Source organism: Shewanella indica, from assembly GCF_002836975.1.
In the GTDB taxonomy this organism is placed as follows: domain Bacteria; phylum Pseudomonadota; class Gammaproteobacteria; order Enterobacterales; family Shewanellaceae; genus Shewanella; species Shewanella indica.
This window is the reverse complement of the sequence record NZ_NIJK01000025.1, coordinates 21,656-37,651: the sequence shown is the minus strand read 5'-3', so window position 1 is coordinate 37,651 and position 15,996 is coordinate 21,656. Positions and strand designations below refer to the sequence as shown.

At 54.7% G+C, this 15,996-nt stretch carries 11 protein-coding genes; 4 read left to right on the top strand and 7 right to left on the bottom strand.

Going from position 1 to position 15,996, the window contains the following annotated elements:
- Positions 1-5 precede the first annotated feature (5 nt).
- From CX650_RS06060 to CX650_RS06050, 3 genes are read right to left on the bottom strand one after another with little or no spacing between them, the layout of a single operon-like run.
- Positions 6-329: a DUF3325 domain-containing protein gene (locus CX650_RS06060; protein ID WP_044734831.1), complete on the bottom strand. Its 324-nt coding sequence runs from the start codon at positions 327-329 to the stop codon at positions 6-8.
- A complete protein-coding gene (locus CX650_RS06055; RefSeq protein WP_101095291.1) occupies positions 326-1,933 on the bottom strand; it encodes a PepSY-associated TM helix domain-containing protein in 1,608 nt (535 codons plus the stop codon). The genes CX650_RS06060 and CX650_RS06055 overlap by 4 nt, the downstream gene beginning before the upstream one ends.
- Position 1,934: 1 nt before the next feature.
- Positions 1,935-2,237 carry a DUF3649 domain-containing protein gene (locus CX650_RS06050; protein ID WP_025010929.1) on the bottom strand — a complete coding sequence of 101 codons (303 nt, stop codon included), beginning with the start codon at positions 2,235-2,237 and terminating at the stop codon, positions 1,935-1,937.
- A gap of 350 nt (positions 2,238-2,587) precedes the next feature.
- Here CX650_RS06050 and hpf point away from each other — a divergent pair, with 350 nt between their 5' ends.
- Positions 2,588-2,944, top strand: coding sequence for a ribosome hibernation-promoting factor, HPF/YfiA family (gene hpf, locus CX650_RS06045; protein WP_025010928.1), 357 nt, complete (start codon positions 2,588-2,590; stop codon positions 2,942-2,944).
- A gap of 74 nt (positions 2,945-3,018) precedes the next feature.
- Here hpf and CX650_RS06040 read toward each other — a convergent pair whose 3' ends face one another.
- On the bottom strand, positions 3,019-3,741 hold the full coding sequence (locus tag CX650_RS06040; RefSeq protein WP_101095290.1) for a YebC/PmpR family DNA-binding transcriptional regulator: 723 nt from the start codon (positions 3,739-3,741) through the stop codon (positions 3,019-3,021).
- Between the two features lie 263 nt (positions 3,742-4,004).
- On the opposite strand from CX650_RS06040, the gene CX650_RS06030 reads away from it, so the two are divergent.
- Positions 4,005-5,579 carry a methyl-accepting chemotaxis protein gene (locus tag CX650_RS06030; protein ID WP_229800093.1) on the top strand — a complete coding sequence of 525 codons (1,575 nt, stop codon included), beginning with the start codon at positions 4,005-4,007 and terminating at the stop codon, positions 5,577-5,579.
- Between the two features lie 46 nt (positions 5,580-5,625).
- Here the strand turns inward: CX650_RS06030 and CX650_RS06025 are convergent, their stop codons facing one another.
- A complete protein-coding gene (locus tag CX650_RS06025; protein WP_025888319.1) occupies positions 5,626-6,207 on the bottom strand; it encodes a TetR/AcrR family transcriptional regulator in 582 nt (193 codons plus the stop codon).
- Positions 6,208-6,390: 183 nt separating this feature from the next.
- On the opposite strand from CX650_RS06025, the gene CX650_RS06020 reads away from it, so the two are divergent.
- A complete protein-coding gene (locus CX650_RS06020) occupies positions 6,391-7,434 on the top strand; it encodes an alkene reductase (RefSeq protein WP_101095288.1) in 1,044 nt (347 codons plus the stop codon).
- A gap of 338 nt (positions 7,435-7,772) precedes the next feature.
- Here the strand turns inward: CX650_RS06020 and CX650_RS06015 are convergent, their stop codons facing one another.
- Complete coding sequence (locus tag CX650_RS06015; RefSeq protein ID WP_101095287.1) at positions 7,773-8,288, bottom strand: transporter substrate-binding domain-containing protein; 516 nt, start codon at positions 8,286-8,288, stop codon at positions 7,773-7,775.
- A gap of 189 nt (positions 8,289-8,477) precedes the next feature.
- Here CX650_RS06015 and CX650_RS06010 point away from each other — a divergent pair, with 189 nt between their 5' ends.
- Entirely contained in the window at positions 8,478-13,424 is a 4,947-nt protein-coding gene (locus tag CX650_RS06010) for a S8 family serine peptidase (protein WP_101095286.1), read from the top strand.
- Between the two features lie 159 nt (positions 13,425-13,583).
- Here CX650_RS06010 and CX650_RS06005 read toward each other — a convergent pair whose 3' ends face one another.
- Complete coding sequence (locus CX650_RS06005; protein ID WP_101095285.1) at positions 13,584-15,968, bottom strand: Lon protease family protein; 2,385 nt, start codon at positions 15,966-15,968, stop codon at positions 13,584-13,586.
- Positions 15,969-15,996 lie beyond the last annotated feature (28 nt).

The following is a 15,996-nucleotide window of genomic DNA, read 5'->3' as shown; positions in this document are numbered from 1 at the left end:
ATTGGTTAGATAAACCAACCCACAACAAAAACAACCGGCGCCAACATAAGCGCTTTAGGCAGACTGCGACCGAGATAGCTGAGCTGCAAAACCACAGGTAGGGCAGCCAGCGTCATCAGGCCGAAAAACAGTATGCTGCCATAACCCCAGCCATACCCCATGCCACAAAGCACAAAGCTTGCCAGCAGGGCCAACCAACCGCCCGCATACAGCAGGCGGCTTTCCAGAGTTTTGGGAGCGCGCCCCATGGCCTCACGGAAATGACCAAACATGGACATGGCCAGCAGGCCAAAGGCGAGATAAGTCAACGCAATAAGTGCAATCATCATCCGCGCACCGCCTGAAGTTTTTGGGCCTTGGCCGTTTGTTTCATTGGCTGCCTCCCCAAACGCTTGAAGGCAAATAAGCCAAGGGCTGCGAAGGCCAGCGCCAGCAGATCAAATCCCGCCAATTGCCACTGACCGGCCGCGAGGTTGCTCAGCAGGTTGGCTGGCGAGGTCAGGGCGTTCAGCAGCGGCAAGAACGCGAGTGCAGCTGTCAGCGCCGCCAGTTGAGCGCGCCACATGGCTCTGTCTCTGCGCCAGATAGCCAGCAAGCCGCTGATCAGCAGCAGAATAAAGAAGCTGTGAACCTCCCATTGACTGCGGCCAGGCAAAGAGGCAGGCAGCAGGCGATTGGCATAAAAAAAGGCCACTGTACCCAGGGGCAGACCGAGGATAAACATCAGGTTCAGCGTTTCCACCAGGCGCAGACCCAGGCTGGGCTTGGCGCCCTGACTGATGGCTTTTTGTTGTTTCTGGCGAATCTTTACCGCCCACATCAAGGTGCCGCTGGCTATCATCACGCAGCCGCTCAGCCCCAGAAGGAAGAAGAGCCCCCGCAGTGCGGGGCCGGAGAAACGGGCTGTGTGCAAGGACATCATGGCGTCGTGAGTCGCCTTGGCGGCGCTGATGTCATTGTCCGCGCTGTAGAGAAGCTCGCCATCAGTACCGCTGAACACTATAAACAGCTCCCGTTCTGTGACCTGCTCGCCTGTGTTGAAAGTGACCATGACCCGGCTGTTGGCATCATCCGGGTTGATCACTGACACCGACTTGAGCGGCAGTTCGGCAAAGGTTTGCTGCACCTTGGGCAGGAAGCTTGCCAGTGGCAATTGAGGCGCGGCTTCATTGGCGGCAGCTATGCGGGTAAAGCTGCTGCCGGGACGGGCTTCATTGATAAATTCCCGGCGGTCACTGTCATAGTTGACCAATATGCCCCAAGGCATATAGATGATCATCAGGGTGATAAGCCCGGTATAAGTGATCATCAGATGGAACGGCAGCGCCAGTACCGAGCTGACATTATGGGCATCGAGCCAGGAACGGCTACCCTTGCCGGGACGGAAGCTGAAAAAGTCCTTGAAGATGCGCTTATGGATCACTATTCCTGAGATGATCGCCAGCAACATAAACATGGTGCAGAAACCGACAATCCAGCGTGCCGTGATGGCAGAGATATAGTGCAGATCGAAATGCAGGCGGTAAAAGAAGTTGCCGCCGCGGCTCTCCCGCACTTCAGTCACATAGCCGCTGTTATCGGCCTTGACTAGATGTTCACTGAAGGCGCCGCGGCGCTGCCCCGGCTCCGGCGGCTGTTGCCAGCCATAACTCAACATGGGGTGGCGCTCTGTGGGGAATTCAATCAGCCAGCGCTGGGCGTTGACCGCATTCTGCCTGAGATAATCCTCGCCCTGACTCAATTGCTCAGCAAGGCGGGTGTTATCGTAGGATTGGAACACCTCCTTGTGCAGCTCGGGCTGATTCCACAGGCTGATTTCATGGCGATAGTAGCTCAGGGTTCCGGCAAAAAACACCAGTAGCAGCACCCAACATACCAGCAGACCCACCCAGGTGTGGAGCCAGGTCATGGTTCGGAAAAAACTGTCTTTCATCTCAAACCCCCAGCAGTTTCAGCATGCCAAACAAGGCGGCTGCCAGCAGCAGGAGTTCTTGCCAGGCCCGCAAACTGCGTTTGACGCAAAATACCCTGATAACCACCATGGCGTAGATCAGAAAAGACAGCATCATGGCACTCACTGTACTGTCGATACGGCTCATAGGCAGGCTCACAGCCAACAGGGCACAGGCCAAAGACGCGATAAGATAACCGCCAACAATAGATGCCAGCGCCCGGCTGATAATGGTCAGGGCTTGGGGATAGCGCCTGGGAAACTGTAACAGAGATAGAGATTTCATGATTGCTGCGGATAGTCATTGACCACCAAGGGAAACAGATGCGCTGATTCTAGCTTAATAATAATTAATGATAAACATTACCATTCGTGTTTTACCTGTAAATAACGCCTGTATCGAACCGGCAGTTGACTTGATACAGAAGGGGCTGGAAATACTGAACTGAATTAAAACAGGCCAATAACCGGCGATAAAAACAGCACTAAACAGGGAACAAGATGAACTCTGGATTAATTTTGACCATACAAGAGCAGAATGAGGCACTGATCGAGCTTTATTTGAACATTGGCCCTTGTGTTTTACGCTGAAAGCCCCAAGCTCTATAAGTGAATCAGCAGAAAAAAGGAAAACCTATGAAAATTCAGCTTTCAGGTCATCATGTTGAAGTCACAGCAGCAGTACGTAGCCATATCGAAGAGAAGTTTTCCAAAATCGCCAAGCATTTCCCCAGCCTGTTAGGCTTGGACATCATCATTGCCAAAGAGCATGGCGTACATCAGGTTGATATTCGAACCAATTACGAGGGGGTGGCAGTCGCGGCCTCCGGCAAGAACGAAGTCATGTATCCGGCCATCGCCGAAGCAGGCAAAAAACTGGAAGCGGCGCTCAAGCACAGAAAGGGGCAACTCAAGGCCGATCTTCATGAAAAACCCGAGGTGACCACCCCGGAAATTGCCCACGAGATTATCCAGGAAATGGAACTGCGTTAATTCAAGTGCATTAACATTTACGTAGAAATAAAAAGGGACCATCTGGTCCCTTTTTATGTTTCAAAGCCTTGGTCTTATTCGATGATCTCGGCGTTGTGATAGACATTTTGCACGTCATCACAGTCTTCCAGTGCGGCAATAAACTTGTCGAACTGGGCGACATCTTCACCGGACACTTCCACCATGTTCTGTGGTACGAAAGTGATCTCTTCCATCTCAAAGTTGACTTCGGGGAAGGCTTCCAGCAATGCCGTCTTGGCCTTGTAGAATTCGGTGTTGGGGGCGTAGACACTGATCATGCCGTCTTCCAACTCGACATTGGCAACATCGACATCGGCCATCATCAGGGCCTCGAGCACCACTTCATCATCTTCACCGGGGAAGACAAATACCGCCTGGTGATCGAACATGTGGGCCACAGTGCCTGGACCACCCAGCTTGGCATCATTCTTCACAAAGGCCTGACGAACCTCGGTGAAGGTGCGCTTGCCGTTGTCGGTCAGACAGTCGACAATCACCATGCAGTTACCCGGGCCGAAACCTTCATAGCGGGCAGTATCATAGTCTTCACCGCCACCACCTTTGGCCTTGTCGATAGCCCGGTCAATAACGTGTGCCGGTACCTGATCTTTCTTGGCGCGTTCAATCAGGCGCCGCAGTGCCAGGTTACCGTCGGGATCGACACCGCCACCCTTGGCACACACGTAGATCTCTTTACCGTAACGGGAGTAGACCTTGGTCTTCTGTGCGGCCGTCTTGGCCATGGATTCCTTGCGGTTTTGATATGCTCTGCCCATCTTTGCAATGTCTCATCAATGCGTTGAAAAAGAGTGGCAGATTCTAGCAGCTTTCCCGCACTAAATGCACCTGTCCGCCCGCTGGGCTGCCGGCAGTGTGAAGCCACGCCTGATCATGCTTACCGTCTCCGGCCGCAGAATCTCATTGCCTCACTATAGACTTATGTCCAATTCGGCAGAGCGCCGTGCTTTGGGTTATGCTGAAAAACTCAAGGATCCCTTGTTTGGCACAAACCAACAATAAGGATAGGAAGGGAGGCTGCATGTCTGAGGAAAACCGTATTTTGCCTATGCTGGCGGGGTTGCTGCTCGGTGCGCTGGCGCTGGGTTGCGCTCAGCTGGCTTTAAGTGCCGACAATCTATTGCTTTCACTGCTTGGATGGAGTCTTGCGCTTATAGGCCCTGTATTGGCGCTGCGCTGGGCTTCCCGCCCTGTGGCCCAAGGCGCCAAGCAGACATCCGGTGAGGGTGCAGGTGATGAAAAGGCGGCGCAGCAACTGGGCCGGGATGCAAGCCGTATCGCTATCGGCGCTGCCGAAGTGTCTCACTTTGTTGACCAACTCAAGTTCACTCTGGACTCCAGCGGTCAGCAAGCCGGGCAAATTGCCGTGGCTGCCAATCAGCTGAGTCATACTACCGTGGTCTTGAGTGAACACGCCGAAGTGGTGCTCGATCAGGCACAGGCATCCCGCAGTGTCAGCATCGAAGGGCGCCAGTATGCCGCCAGTGGTTTTCGTGCGGTTGAAGCCTTGAGCCTGGATGTCGACAAGGCCGCCTCCGGCGTGGGACAACTCAAGGCGCAGGCCGATGCCATAGGCAAAATCACCGAAGTGATTGACAGTGTTGCCGCCCAGACCAATCTGTTGGCGCTCAATGCCGCCATTGAAGCCGCCAGGGCCGGAGAGGCGGGTAGAGGCTTTGCCGTGGTGGCCGATGAAGTGCGCAGTCTGGCGGCCAAGACCGCAGAGGCTACCCAGAACATTGCCGCCATGTTGACGCAGATTAGAGAGCTGACCGACGGCACCTCACAGCTAATGAATCAGGTGGTTAGCCAAACCGCCGGCGCCGTGGATGCCATGAATTCACTGGAGCAGAGGTTTGACAGTATCGCTTCGGGTGTCGAGGATTCGGCGCAGGCGTTGGAGCAGATTGAGGCCGCGTTGCGTGAATATCGCGGCACTACGGCGGATATTTCCAATGCCATTACCCATATCAGCGAGTCGCTGACAGATACAGGTCGTCGCAGTGAGCAGATCTCCCGTCAGGCCTTTGGGCTGTCGCAGACCACAGAGGGAATGTTCCGGGCGCTTTCGCATTGGGATACCGGCAGTTTCGATCAGCTTATTCTCAAAGAAGCGCAGCAGGCCGCCAAGGCTTGCGGCCAGGCGTTGGAGCAAGGGTTGGCGGAAGGCAAGTTTACTGAGCAGCAGTTGTTTTCGCCGCAATATCGGCCGATAGCAGCGACAGAGCCACCCAAATACAACACCGCCTTTGACGGTTTTACCGACAAGCACTTTCCGGCCTTGCAGGAACCGATACTGGAGCGTCACCGGGAGGTGATTTACGCCGGAGCGGTCGATAAGAAGGGCTACTTTCCGACTCACAATCAGCGTTTTTGCCAGCCGCTGACTGGTGATAGGGAGCGGGATATGCTGCAAAACCGCACCAAGAGATTGTTCAACGACCCAACTGGGATCCGCTGCGGCCAGCACACAGAGCCGGTGCTGCTGCAGACCTATAAGCGTGATACGGGCGAGGTGATGCACGATCTCTCTGTGCCCATTTATGTTAAGGGCAAACACTGGGGGGGATTTAGGATAGGCTTCAAGGCCCAGTGATGCTGTAGTGCGACTGCGCCTTGGGCGCTCAAGGCTTGCGGCCGGCTCAGAGGCTCAGGTGCTCAAACAGCTCTGTGGCCAGGGCACTGAGTTCATCGGCACTCGGGTGAGTATGGGCATAAGTGCGCAGGCCATAAATACCCATCATCAGAAACCGGGTCAGCAGCGCCGGATCTTTATCGGCGGCCAGTTCACCTTGCACCTGGGCCTGCTGCAGTATCTGCTGCAACGCCGTTTGCCATTGCTGTAGATGTTGGCTCACTCTCTGTTGTACAGCCAGATCTTGCTCACCCACTTCGCTCAAAGCCTTGACCAAAAGGCAGGCCTGGCTGGCATCACAGCTGAGGCACTCGCTGACTATGTTGTCCAGATAACGCCGCAGGCACTCGAGTCGTGAACCCTCGGCCGGGAAAAAGCCCTGCAACTGCTGCTCGCGATCGGCATGGTACTGGTCAATCGCCGCCAGAAACAGCCCGTGCTTATTGTCGAAGGCACAATAGATAGACCCCGGATGCAAGCCGGTTGCCCGGGTCAGATCCTGCATGCTCGTCTTGCTGTAACCCTTGGCCATAAAGGCATTCATGGCGCTGCGCAGCACTTTCTCGCGATCGAATTCGGCGTTTCTCATAAGATGATTTCCCACTGTGATGCGCCGAGTTTACTGCAATTTGAATATTTGTTCAAAAAAGGCTTGAATGATCATTCAACAATCTTTATCTTGAACGAACATTCAAATAGGGGCTCAGCTCCTCAGGCTCTGAATAAGGCGAATGCCAGTGACTGAGCCGTTAACTCGCCAAGGGCAGGAACCATGTACCAGAACTTGTTTGAACAGTATCGTCTCAATGACAGCATCACACTCAATAACCGCTTTATGATGGCGCCGCTCACCCGTTGTATGGCCGATGCCGATTTGGTGCCGACCGATGCCATGTTGGCTTACTACGCCCGCCGCGCCGAGGCTGGGCTGATCATCAGTGAAGCCACCATCATTCGCCCGGATGGGCAGGGCTATCCCAACACTCCTGGGCTCTTTACCCAGACTCAGATTGCCGGTTGGCGCCGGGTGACAGATGCCGTGCATGAAAAGGGCGGCAAGATTTTTGCCCAGCTGTGGCACACAGGCAGGGTCGCGCATCCGCACTTCTTTAATGGTGAACATGTGTTGGCACCATCTGCCGTGGGCGTTGAAGGTACAGTGCCGAGAATGCGCGAGCTGAGCTACCAAACTCCAAAGGCGGCCAGCAAGGCCGAGATTGCCGAACTGGTGCGTGATTACGCCAAGGCGGCAGAAAACGCCATTGAGGCCGGTTTCGATGGCGTTGAGATCCACGGTGCCAACGGTTATCTCATCGATCAGTTCCTGCATTACGATAGCAACCGACGTGAAGATGAGTATGGCCAAACGCCTGAAAACATGAGCCGCTTTGCCCTGGAAGTAGTGGATGCCACCATAGCCGCCATAGGTGCAGATCGCACGGCGCTGCGTTTGTCACCCGGGGCATACTTTAATATGAGTGCCGATCCCCGTGACCGTCAGGTGTTTGATTATCTGCTCGCCGAGCTTGGCTCCCGCCGATTGGCCTATCTGCACGAGGGCATGTTTGACGACAACATGCGCTTCGACTTCCTCGATGGCCGGGTATCGGACTACATGCGCCGCCACTACCAGGGAAATCTGGTGGGTGTGGGTGGTTACAGCCCGGAAACGGCCGCCGAGGCGATTGCTGCCGGGCGTTTTGACCTGGTCGCCATAGGCCGCCCCTTTATTGCTAACCCTGACTATATCGCCAAGGTTCGCAGCGGCGAGCGCCTGCAGGATTACTCGGATGAGATGCTGGCCACTCTCGACTGAAACAGGGCATCCCGACCAGAGTACCCTTAACCCGCTTAGCCATGGCGCCATCGAGATGCAGTATTGGCGGCGCCTGGCGTCCTTGTAGAATTGCCCCATATTTGGCGAGTATTTTGGCATACTCGCCGTTTTTTTGATTGTCTCCAGCCCTTGATTGAACTCGGCAATCAACTCTGCGCCATGGGGATGAAGGCGACTGGTGCTCAGGTGCAGGTTGCGGATATCCAGTGGCGGACCGGTAAAGTCGAAGCTATCTTCCTGTTGCAGACGCCAGAATGTATCTGTGGCGACAATCTCATCCTCCAGAGTCAAATCCAGACGACCCACTGCCAACATCTTCAGATTGGACTCCAGACTGTTGTTGGGCACGCGAATAAAATCGCTCGCGGCGCGAAAACCGGTTTGATAGCTGTATCCGCGTACCACGCCGATTCTTTTCCCCTTGAGGCTGTCGAGATCTGTGTATCAAAGGGATCACCTCGGCGCTTGATGAAACGCTGGCGATTTTGCAGATAGGGCTCGGAAAACAGCAGCACTTGCTCTCGCTCCGGTGTATGCCAGGTGGCCAGCAGCAGATCGGTTTTGGCCTCTTTAACCGACCTCAGTGCCCTGGCCCAGGGCTTTAACTCCACCTGCAAGCGATAACAGTGAACCGCCAGCGCGCTCTGAACTATTTCCAGTGCCAAACCGGCTTTGCCATCGGCCTCAATAAAAGGGGGCCAGGGATCACTGGTCAGTGTCAGATGCAGCGGTACTGCCGGTTCAGAAGTCGAAGGGGATGCTGGATTACAGCTGGCGCAAGCCAGCCATGGCTGTAGCAGAAACAGCAGAGCAAATACCCAAGTCAGTTTCATATTTGACCCTTCATATCAGAGGCTTGGAACCCAAAAGTGCTGAAAGAAAGCTGCAGGTGTCGTCAGCATCCCATAAATCCGCATGTAATTGCAATGTTACCAAATGCTACGAAATTGTTTGTTTTTGTTTGTTATATCTGGAGGGCAGATTTTCTGCGTAATTGAAAGCAAGAGTCTTAAAGAGGACCTATGACTATAACAAATAATCAGCTTGGAACGCGGTTCCGGCAGACGGCGTTGGCCAGTCTGACCGCGCTCTATTTTGGGGGCATGATGAGCGCCAGCGCCCAGGTGCAGATGCAACCTGTGGGCAAAGGCAATTTCTATCAGCCAAGTTTTACCAAAGAACAGGTGTTGGCGGCAGACAAGGCCCGCAAGGCGAGTCTTGAAGGTGATATTTATGCCGGTCAGCCGGGAGTGCTCAATCAGGTGTTGCGTCAACGGACACCGGAACAGATATTTCAACCGGATCCATCTGTCAGTGGCGTTCAAAGTTATATAGTGCAGCTTAATGAAGAGCCTCTGGCAACTTATGACGGTAGTATTTCAGGGCTGGCGGCCACCAAGGCACCAAAAAATCGTTCGCTGATCGCCAAAGGTCGGGTCAGTGTCAATACGACTGATGCCAGGGCTTACAGCCGCTTCCTGGAACAGCGCCAGGACAGTTTCGTAAACCGCGCCCGTCAGGCCGGCGCCAATCTGCAGTTGAAACAGCGCTTCACCGTCGCCAGCAATGCCATGGTGGTGGAGATGACTCAGGAAGATGCCAAAATTCTTGCCCGCCAGAGCGGCGTCAAGCGGATAACCCCTAACCGCATTTTCCAACTGCGTACCGACAGAGGGCCTGAGTTTATCGGTGCCGACCGGATCTGGCTCGGCCAGGACCCGAGTACAGGCCTGGCTGCCAAGGGCGAGGGCATGTTGGTCGGGATCATAGATACCGGGGTTAACACAGATCACCCGGCCTTTGCCGAGGATCAGGACTATGTGCGTTTGAATCCGCTCGGTAGCAACAAGTTTACCGGTGATTGTGTCGACAGCCCTGAGCTGTGTAACAACAAACTGGTGGGGGTACATTCCTATCCCGAGATCACAGATGTTTACGGTGCGCCGGAATTTCAGGCCAACCCCTGGGGCACACCTGTCATGGTGCGCCCGGCCAATGGTGAGGACTATAACGGCCATGGCTCCCACACCGCCAGCACAGTAGCAGGTAACCATCTGGATAATACACCTTTGCAGGCTGCAACAGGTGACGCTACCAGTGATGGGGTTAATGTGCCCTTTAACTTCCCGTCTACCAGCGGTGTAGCGCCGCGGGCACATATCATCTCTTATCAGGTGTGCTGGCCCGGCAATGGTGGTGATCCCTATGCAGGTTGTCCCGAGTCGGCGATTCTGGCGGCTTTTGAAGATGCGATTGCCGACGGGGTCGATGCGATAAACTTCTCAATCGGTGGCGCTGAATCTTTACCCTGGGCCGACCCTATGGAGTTGGCGTTTCTGGCAGCCCGTGAAGCGGGGATTTCTGTGGCCGTAGCGGCCGGTAATGCCGGCGCCTATTGGAGCGCGGATCACAGCTCTCCCTGGGTGACAACTGTTGGCGCCACCACCCACGACAGGGTGCTGGAAGCCGGTAGCAAGCATATAGACAACTTCGGCGGCAACGAACGTTATCGCCCGTCCGAGCCTATTGCAGGCAAGAGTTTCTCCGGCAGCATTACCGGTGAGGTGGTGCTGGCTGAAAACTATGCCGACCCTGACCCCAGTGATGATTTCAACGCCGCTTCCTGCAACGCCCCTTTCCCTGCCGGAACCTTCCGCGATGACCAGATTGTCATCTGTGAGCGCGGTGACATTCCCAGAGTGGACAAGGCCAAGAATGTAGCGGCCGGCGGCGCCGGTGGTTTTATTCTGCAAAACGTGGACTATCAGGTCGACAATCTGGTGGCCGACAGCTTTGTGATCCCTGGGATCCAGGTGAAGCAGAGTAACAGATATAAGCTGAAAAACTGGGTTAAATACAGTGAGCCTGGCACGGCTGTCGCGACTATCTCGGATTTCAGCAACGAGTATCTATTTGACGACGCGTTGGCCAATAACCTGGCGCCTTTCAGCTCAATGGGCCCGAGCCGCACCAACAACACCTTGGTGCCGGATCTTACTGCTCCCGGGGTACAGATTTACGCTGCCAACGCAGATGATCAACCCTTTACCGGAGCGCCGGATGCTTCTGACTGGACCTTTATGAGCGGCACTTCAATGGCAGCCCCCCATGTGACGGGTGCCATGACGTTGCTGATGCAGCTGCATCCAGAGTGGACCCCGGCTGAAGTGCAGTCGGCGCTGATGATGACTGCCGGGCCTGTGTATCTCAACACAGGTTATGAGTTGCTGGAGCCTTTCTATCACTTTATGGCCGGCGCCGGTGCCATTAATGTGGCCCGTGCAGCCGATACCGGCCTGGTGATGGATGAGACCATAGAAAATTACCGTAATGCCAATCCGGAAAACGGTGGGATAGTCAATTGGCTCAACCTGCCTTCCATGGTGGAAATGGCCTGTGAGCAAAGCTGCAGCTGGATGCGTACTGTTACTGCTACCCGCGACGGCAGCTGGAGTGCCGAGGCTTTGGGTCAAGAGCAGGGCTTTGAGCTCAGCGTTTCTCCCACGAACTTTACTCTTGCCAAGGGTGAGAGTCAGACCCTGGTGATCAAGGCCAAAGTGCCGCCGCTGATTGAGTCCAACGTCAATCCGAGCGAACCGGGAACGCCTTGGCAACAGGTACAAAACAAAAACACCTTCTTCAATGGTGAGCTCAGGCTCACTGAAGCGTCGGGTGCTTCCCCTGAGCTGCACATGCCAGTGGTGGTGGCCAGTAAGGCAGATCAGATGCCGGTATCCATGGATTTGGAGATCAGCCGCTCTCAGGGCAGTGAGACTCTGAAGATGAATACCTCGGCCTATGCCCAGCTGACGCCACGTTTCTACGGCCCAGTGCAGCCTGAACTTAAAAGTGCCACCCTGGAAGCCGTGGCGCCATTCCTTGACCTGGACTACATAGAAAAGGGCTGGGATATTCAAACAGTCACGGTTCCTGAAGGCGCCAAGCGTTTGGTGGTGGAAGTGCAGAGCGCCAAGCGCACCAGCACGCTTGAGGATATGAACCCACGCTATTCAGGGGTGTTCCCTTTTGTGATCCTGGGTCGTGATGCCAACGGCAACAACGGCTTTATCCCTTCGCAGGAGGAGATGGAACAGGATGACAGGGCGCTCAAGGCTGAATACGATGCCGAGCTGATGTGTTTCTCTTCCAGCCAAGCCGAAAACAATCTTTGTAGCCTGGAAAATCCTGCTCCCGGTACTTATTGGTTTGCCACCGCCATGGCTTATGGCAAGGGGGAAGTGGAAGCTGTGACCGGCCATGCGGTGATCATGGCCGATGACGATCGTGGTATGTTGAGCTTGGATGGCCCGGCATCGCACGATGGCAACGGTGACTACCAGTTGACTCTTAACTGGAATATTCCCGATGCCAAGCAAGGGGATGTTTTCTATGGCGGTATGGATCTCGGTGCCGGGCCGGGCGCTGAAGGTTCTTTCGGTTTTAGTGCCCTCAATATCCGCCGCAGCGAGGATGCCGTCAGTTGGACAGTCAGCCAGGACAAGGCGCTGAGTGAAGATGTTGTGGATGTTACCGTTAAACTGGCGGCCAACCTGGAATCCCGCGATCGCAACTATGAACTGCAGCTCAAGTTACCTGAAGGCATGCGTTTGGCGCCGGCGACCATCAAGAGCAATAACCCTGCGGTTGCCGAAGCGATTGTTGCCGATGAAAACGGTTTGACGCTGACAGGCTTGCAGCCCAGCACTCGGCTCCTTGAGCGGCAATACAAAGTCAGTACCAACCTTAACGATGCCATGTGTCGTACACCTATGATTGATGAGTACTCCACCGGTGGCTACATAGATCTCTTTGGTGAGTTTGGTATGCAGCCCAATGCCGACTGGTTGGTCGGTGATTCTCAAATCAGTGTCGATGTGCCTATTGACTGGTTGTTCTACAAAGAGGGCGCCGAGTTTAAGGTGTACAATCAGGCCAATGCCGGTTATATGCGGATGAGCACAGTAGGCGCGTTGCAGTTTAACACTGCCTCCTGGTATATGGGTGCGCACCGTGGCCCGGGTTTCCTCTACGAGGCGCTGGCACCCTTCTGGCGTGGCAGTTTCGAGATGAAGTACCGCCGTCATTGGGAAGAACCATGGGGCCTGACCATAGCGTCTCAGTATAAGGAAGAACGTCCGGATCTGGGGGATTTGTTGTTCCTCGAGTTTGATAATGTTACCGACCGCCAGACAGGTCAGGAGTTTGACTTCCAGACCATACTGCGTAGTGGTATCGACGATCATCCAGGTATGTATGAGATCATCTATGCCTACCAGAATCTGGGGGCCGATGTGGCTGACGGTGCTGTGTTTGTCGAAGGCTTTGACAGTACCTGGTCCAGTGATGCAGGGCCGAAGAATGGCTATCTTTATGAGATGCTGGGCTTCGATAATCTGGATACCTTGCTCGAGGAAGACCTGGTGATCTGTTTTGATTACTCAGGGCCTGAGCAAAGCAGGGTCGAGCTGAGCTTCAAGGCGGCGATTCAACCCGGTGCTACCGGTAAGGCGCTTGCCATGACACTGGATTACGATCTTGAAGGCGGCGAACCGGAAACCCTGAGCCATCAAATTGCGGTTAAAGGCAATATCCAACTGGCGCCACTCAGTGACATGAGCGTTGCTGAAAATGGCCGTATAGACGGTATTGCCGTGACTTATATTGATGCCGATAAAGTGCCTAATCTGTTGGAGGTCAGTGGTGAACACATCAGTGCAGAGATTGACGGTGACAGTTTCAACCTGATCCCAGAGGCCGATTTCCACGGTGAAACCCTGGTCACAGTAACTGTGCGTGATAGCCTCAACAGCGGCGATGCCGCCAGCACCAGCTTTATGCTGAAGGTGGAGTCCGACGGGATTGACCCTGTGAGCCCACCAGAGCCGCCGGTGGATGAGTCAGACTCGGGTGGTTCACTCGGCTGGAGTTTACTGCTCTTGTCGCTGGGATTGCTGCGACGTCGGCGTTAAGCCCAGTTCAGGTGGTTCGCCTGGAACAATAGCCAGATGAAAAATCCCCGCCATTAACAATGGCGGGGATTTTTATTGAGTTTCACGGCCTGGTCACCGACGTTTTGACTCCATACCGGAAAAGAGTGCGTTTTGCCCAGAATAGGTTTAAGCCTTGTTTTAATCCTTGTCTTGGTTTTTAGTTTTCAGTGCTGACAGCCTGGCCGAGGCCAGCCCCAGTAAACTGCCATTCGGGTAGTGACCACGCTTGTCGGCCTTACCGGTTTCCATATCACACAGCAATGCCATCGCCTCGGTCACATGCTCGACCGTCCAGATATGGAACTTGCCCTTGCTGATTGCGTCCACCACAGGCTTTTTCAGCATCAGGTTGTGGGCGTTGGTCGCGGGAATGATCACCCCTTGGGTATGTCTGCGCCCCTTGATGGCACAGACATCGAAAAAGCCTTCAATCTTTTCATTGACTCCGCCTATGGGCTGGGCTTCACCGAACTGGTTCATTGAGCCTGTGATGGCGATATCCTGGCGCAGGGGAACCTGGGCGATTGCAGAGATAATGGCGCAGCATTCGGCCATGGAGGCACTGTCGCCATCGACCCCGGAATAAGATTGTTCAAAGGTCAGGGAGGTGGTCAGCGGAATATCGGCCTCGCGTCCCAACAGGGTTTTGATATAGGCCGAGAGGATCCACACCCCCTTGGAGTGAATACGGCCGCCGAGGCGCACCTTATGTTCTATGTCCAACACTTCGCCCTTGCCAAAGGCTGTGGTCGCGCTGATACGGTTAGGCAGGCCAAACTGATGATCTGTGGTGGCGATAACCGATAGGGCGTTGACCTGGCCGCAGGCTTTGCCGTGCACATCAATCAGGGTGGTACCCTTGTGAAAGCTCTGCATCAGTTGGTCCCTGAGACGCGATACCCTTTGCTCCTGCTGCGCCAGTGCCTGCTCTACATGGGTGAGGCGAATACTGCGGGCGTTGGCCGCCTTGGCGCAGTAGTGGGTCTCCCGCAGCAGATTGGCGATATTGGCCGAATGCAGTGACAGCTGGGTTTGGTCATCGGCCTGGCGCGAGCTGAATTCGATTATCCGCGCAATGGCGCTGCGATCGCAGTGCAGCATCTGGTTGTCGTGCACTATCGAAGAGATAAATCTGGCATAGAAGCATTCGGCCTTCGGACTTCTTGGCATCACATCTTCAAAGTCGGCGGTTACCCGAAACAGCTCACTGAAGTCGGGATCATAATGCTGTAGTAACTGGTAGGTCTGGTTGTCACCGAAGAGCACGATTTTGACATCCAGAGGGATAGGCTCAGGTGCCAGTGAAACTGTGCCGGACAGGGAGACTTCACGCTCCAGCGAGCTGAGGTCCAGACTGCGGGAACGCAGTGCCCGTTTGAGTCCGTCCCAAACGTAGGGCCGCTCCAGCACCTTGACCGCATCCATAAGCAGCACCCCGCCATTGGCCTTGTGCAGGCTGCCGGGTCGGATCAGCGAAAAGTCGGTAAAGACAGTGCCGCGGTAAGTGGCGTTTTCCACATATCCAAACAGGCCGTGATAGGTGGGGTTTTCCTCTACCACCACAGGGAATTTCTGCTCTTCCTGTTCTACCAAGAGATTAACCTGATAGCGCCTGGGCATTTTCTTTTCCAGCGAGGCATAAGCCAGCGCCAGTTGGTCTTCACTCTCCTCAAGGAAGATATCCAGGTTGCCGAGCATATCTTTTTGCATCGCCGTCAGAAAAGAGCGGATTTCCGGCAGACTGCGGTATTCATCCTTGAGCGGCTTGAAGAAATGACTCAGTACTTCGCGGGCCACCTGTTCATCGTGCTCCTGCTGCTTGGTGCTGAACTCTTCTTCCCATTCGGTCAGTTGGCGGATAATACCCCGCAGGCGCGATTCCAAGTGCTTGATATTCTGTTCAAACAGCTGTTGCTCGGCTTCTGGCAGGGCGAGATAGGTTTCCTCGGTATGCGGCTCTTCGCCGTTCAGCGCCATCAACTGATACTCGCCCTGAGTGTTGATGGAGAGGCTTATTTTCATCCCCTTGGCTTCTTCGCTCAGAGCCAGCAGCGCCGCTTCCTGTTTTTGCGCCAACTGACTCTTGAGCTTGTCGGCGCGGCGGTAATACATCTCGTTGTCAAACGCCAACGGCAGCGCCTTGACCAGCCGGAGAACCAGTTTTTCCATCTCTTTCTTGAAAGTGACGCCCTTGCCGGCGGGCAGTTTGAGCACCTTGGGGGTCCGGGTCTGGTCGAAGTTGGCCACATAACACCAGTCGTTAAGTGTCTTGTCGGTAAATTCATGGCGCTTGAGATAACGCAGCATCATGGTGCGTTTGCCCAGACCATTTTGGCCTATGGCATAGATGTTGTAGCCCTTCTCCTTGATGGACATGGCAAATTCCACCGCACTCTGGGCCCGCTCCTGGCCTATGATGTCATCCAGCGGCTCCAGTTCGCGGGTAGATTTGACCTCATCTCCCAGATTGTCGAGATTGGCGGGACGATATACCTGACTGGCATCTAAGCTGGTGACGGCCATGGGCGCTTCCTTGTTCAAATAGGGCAGA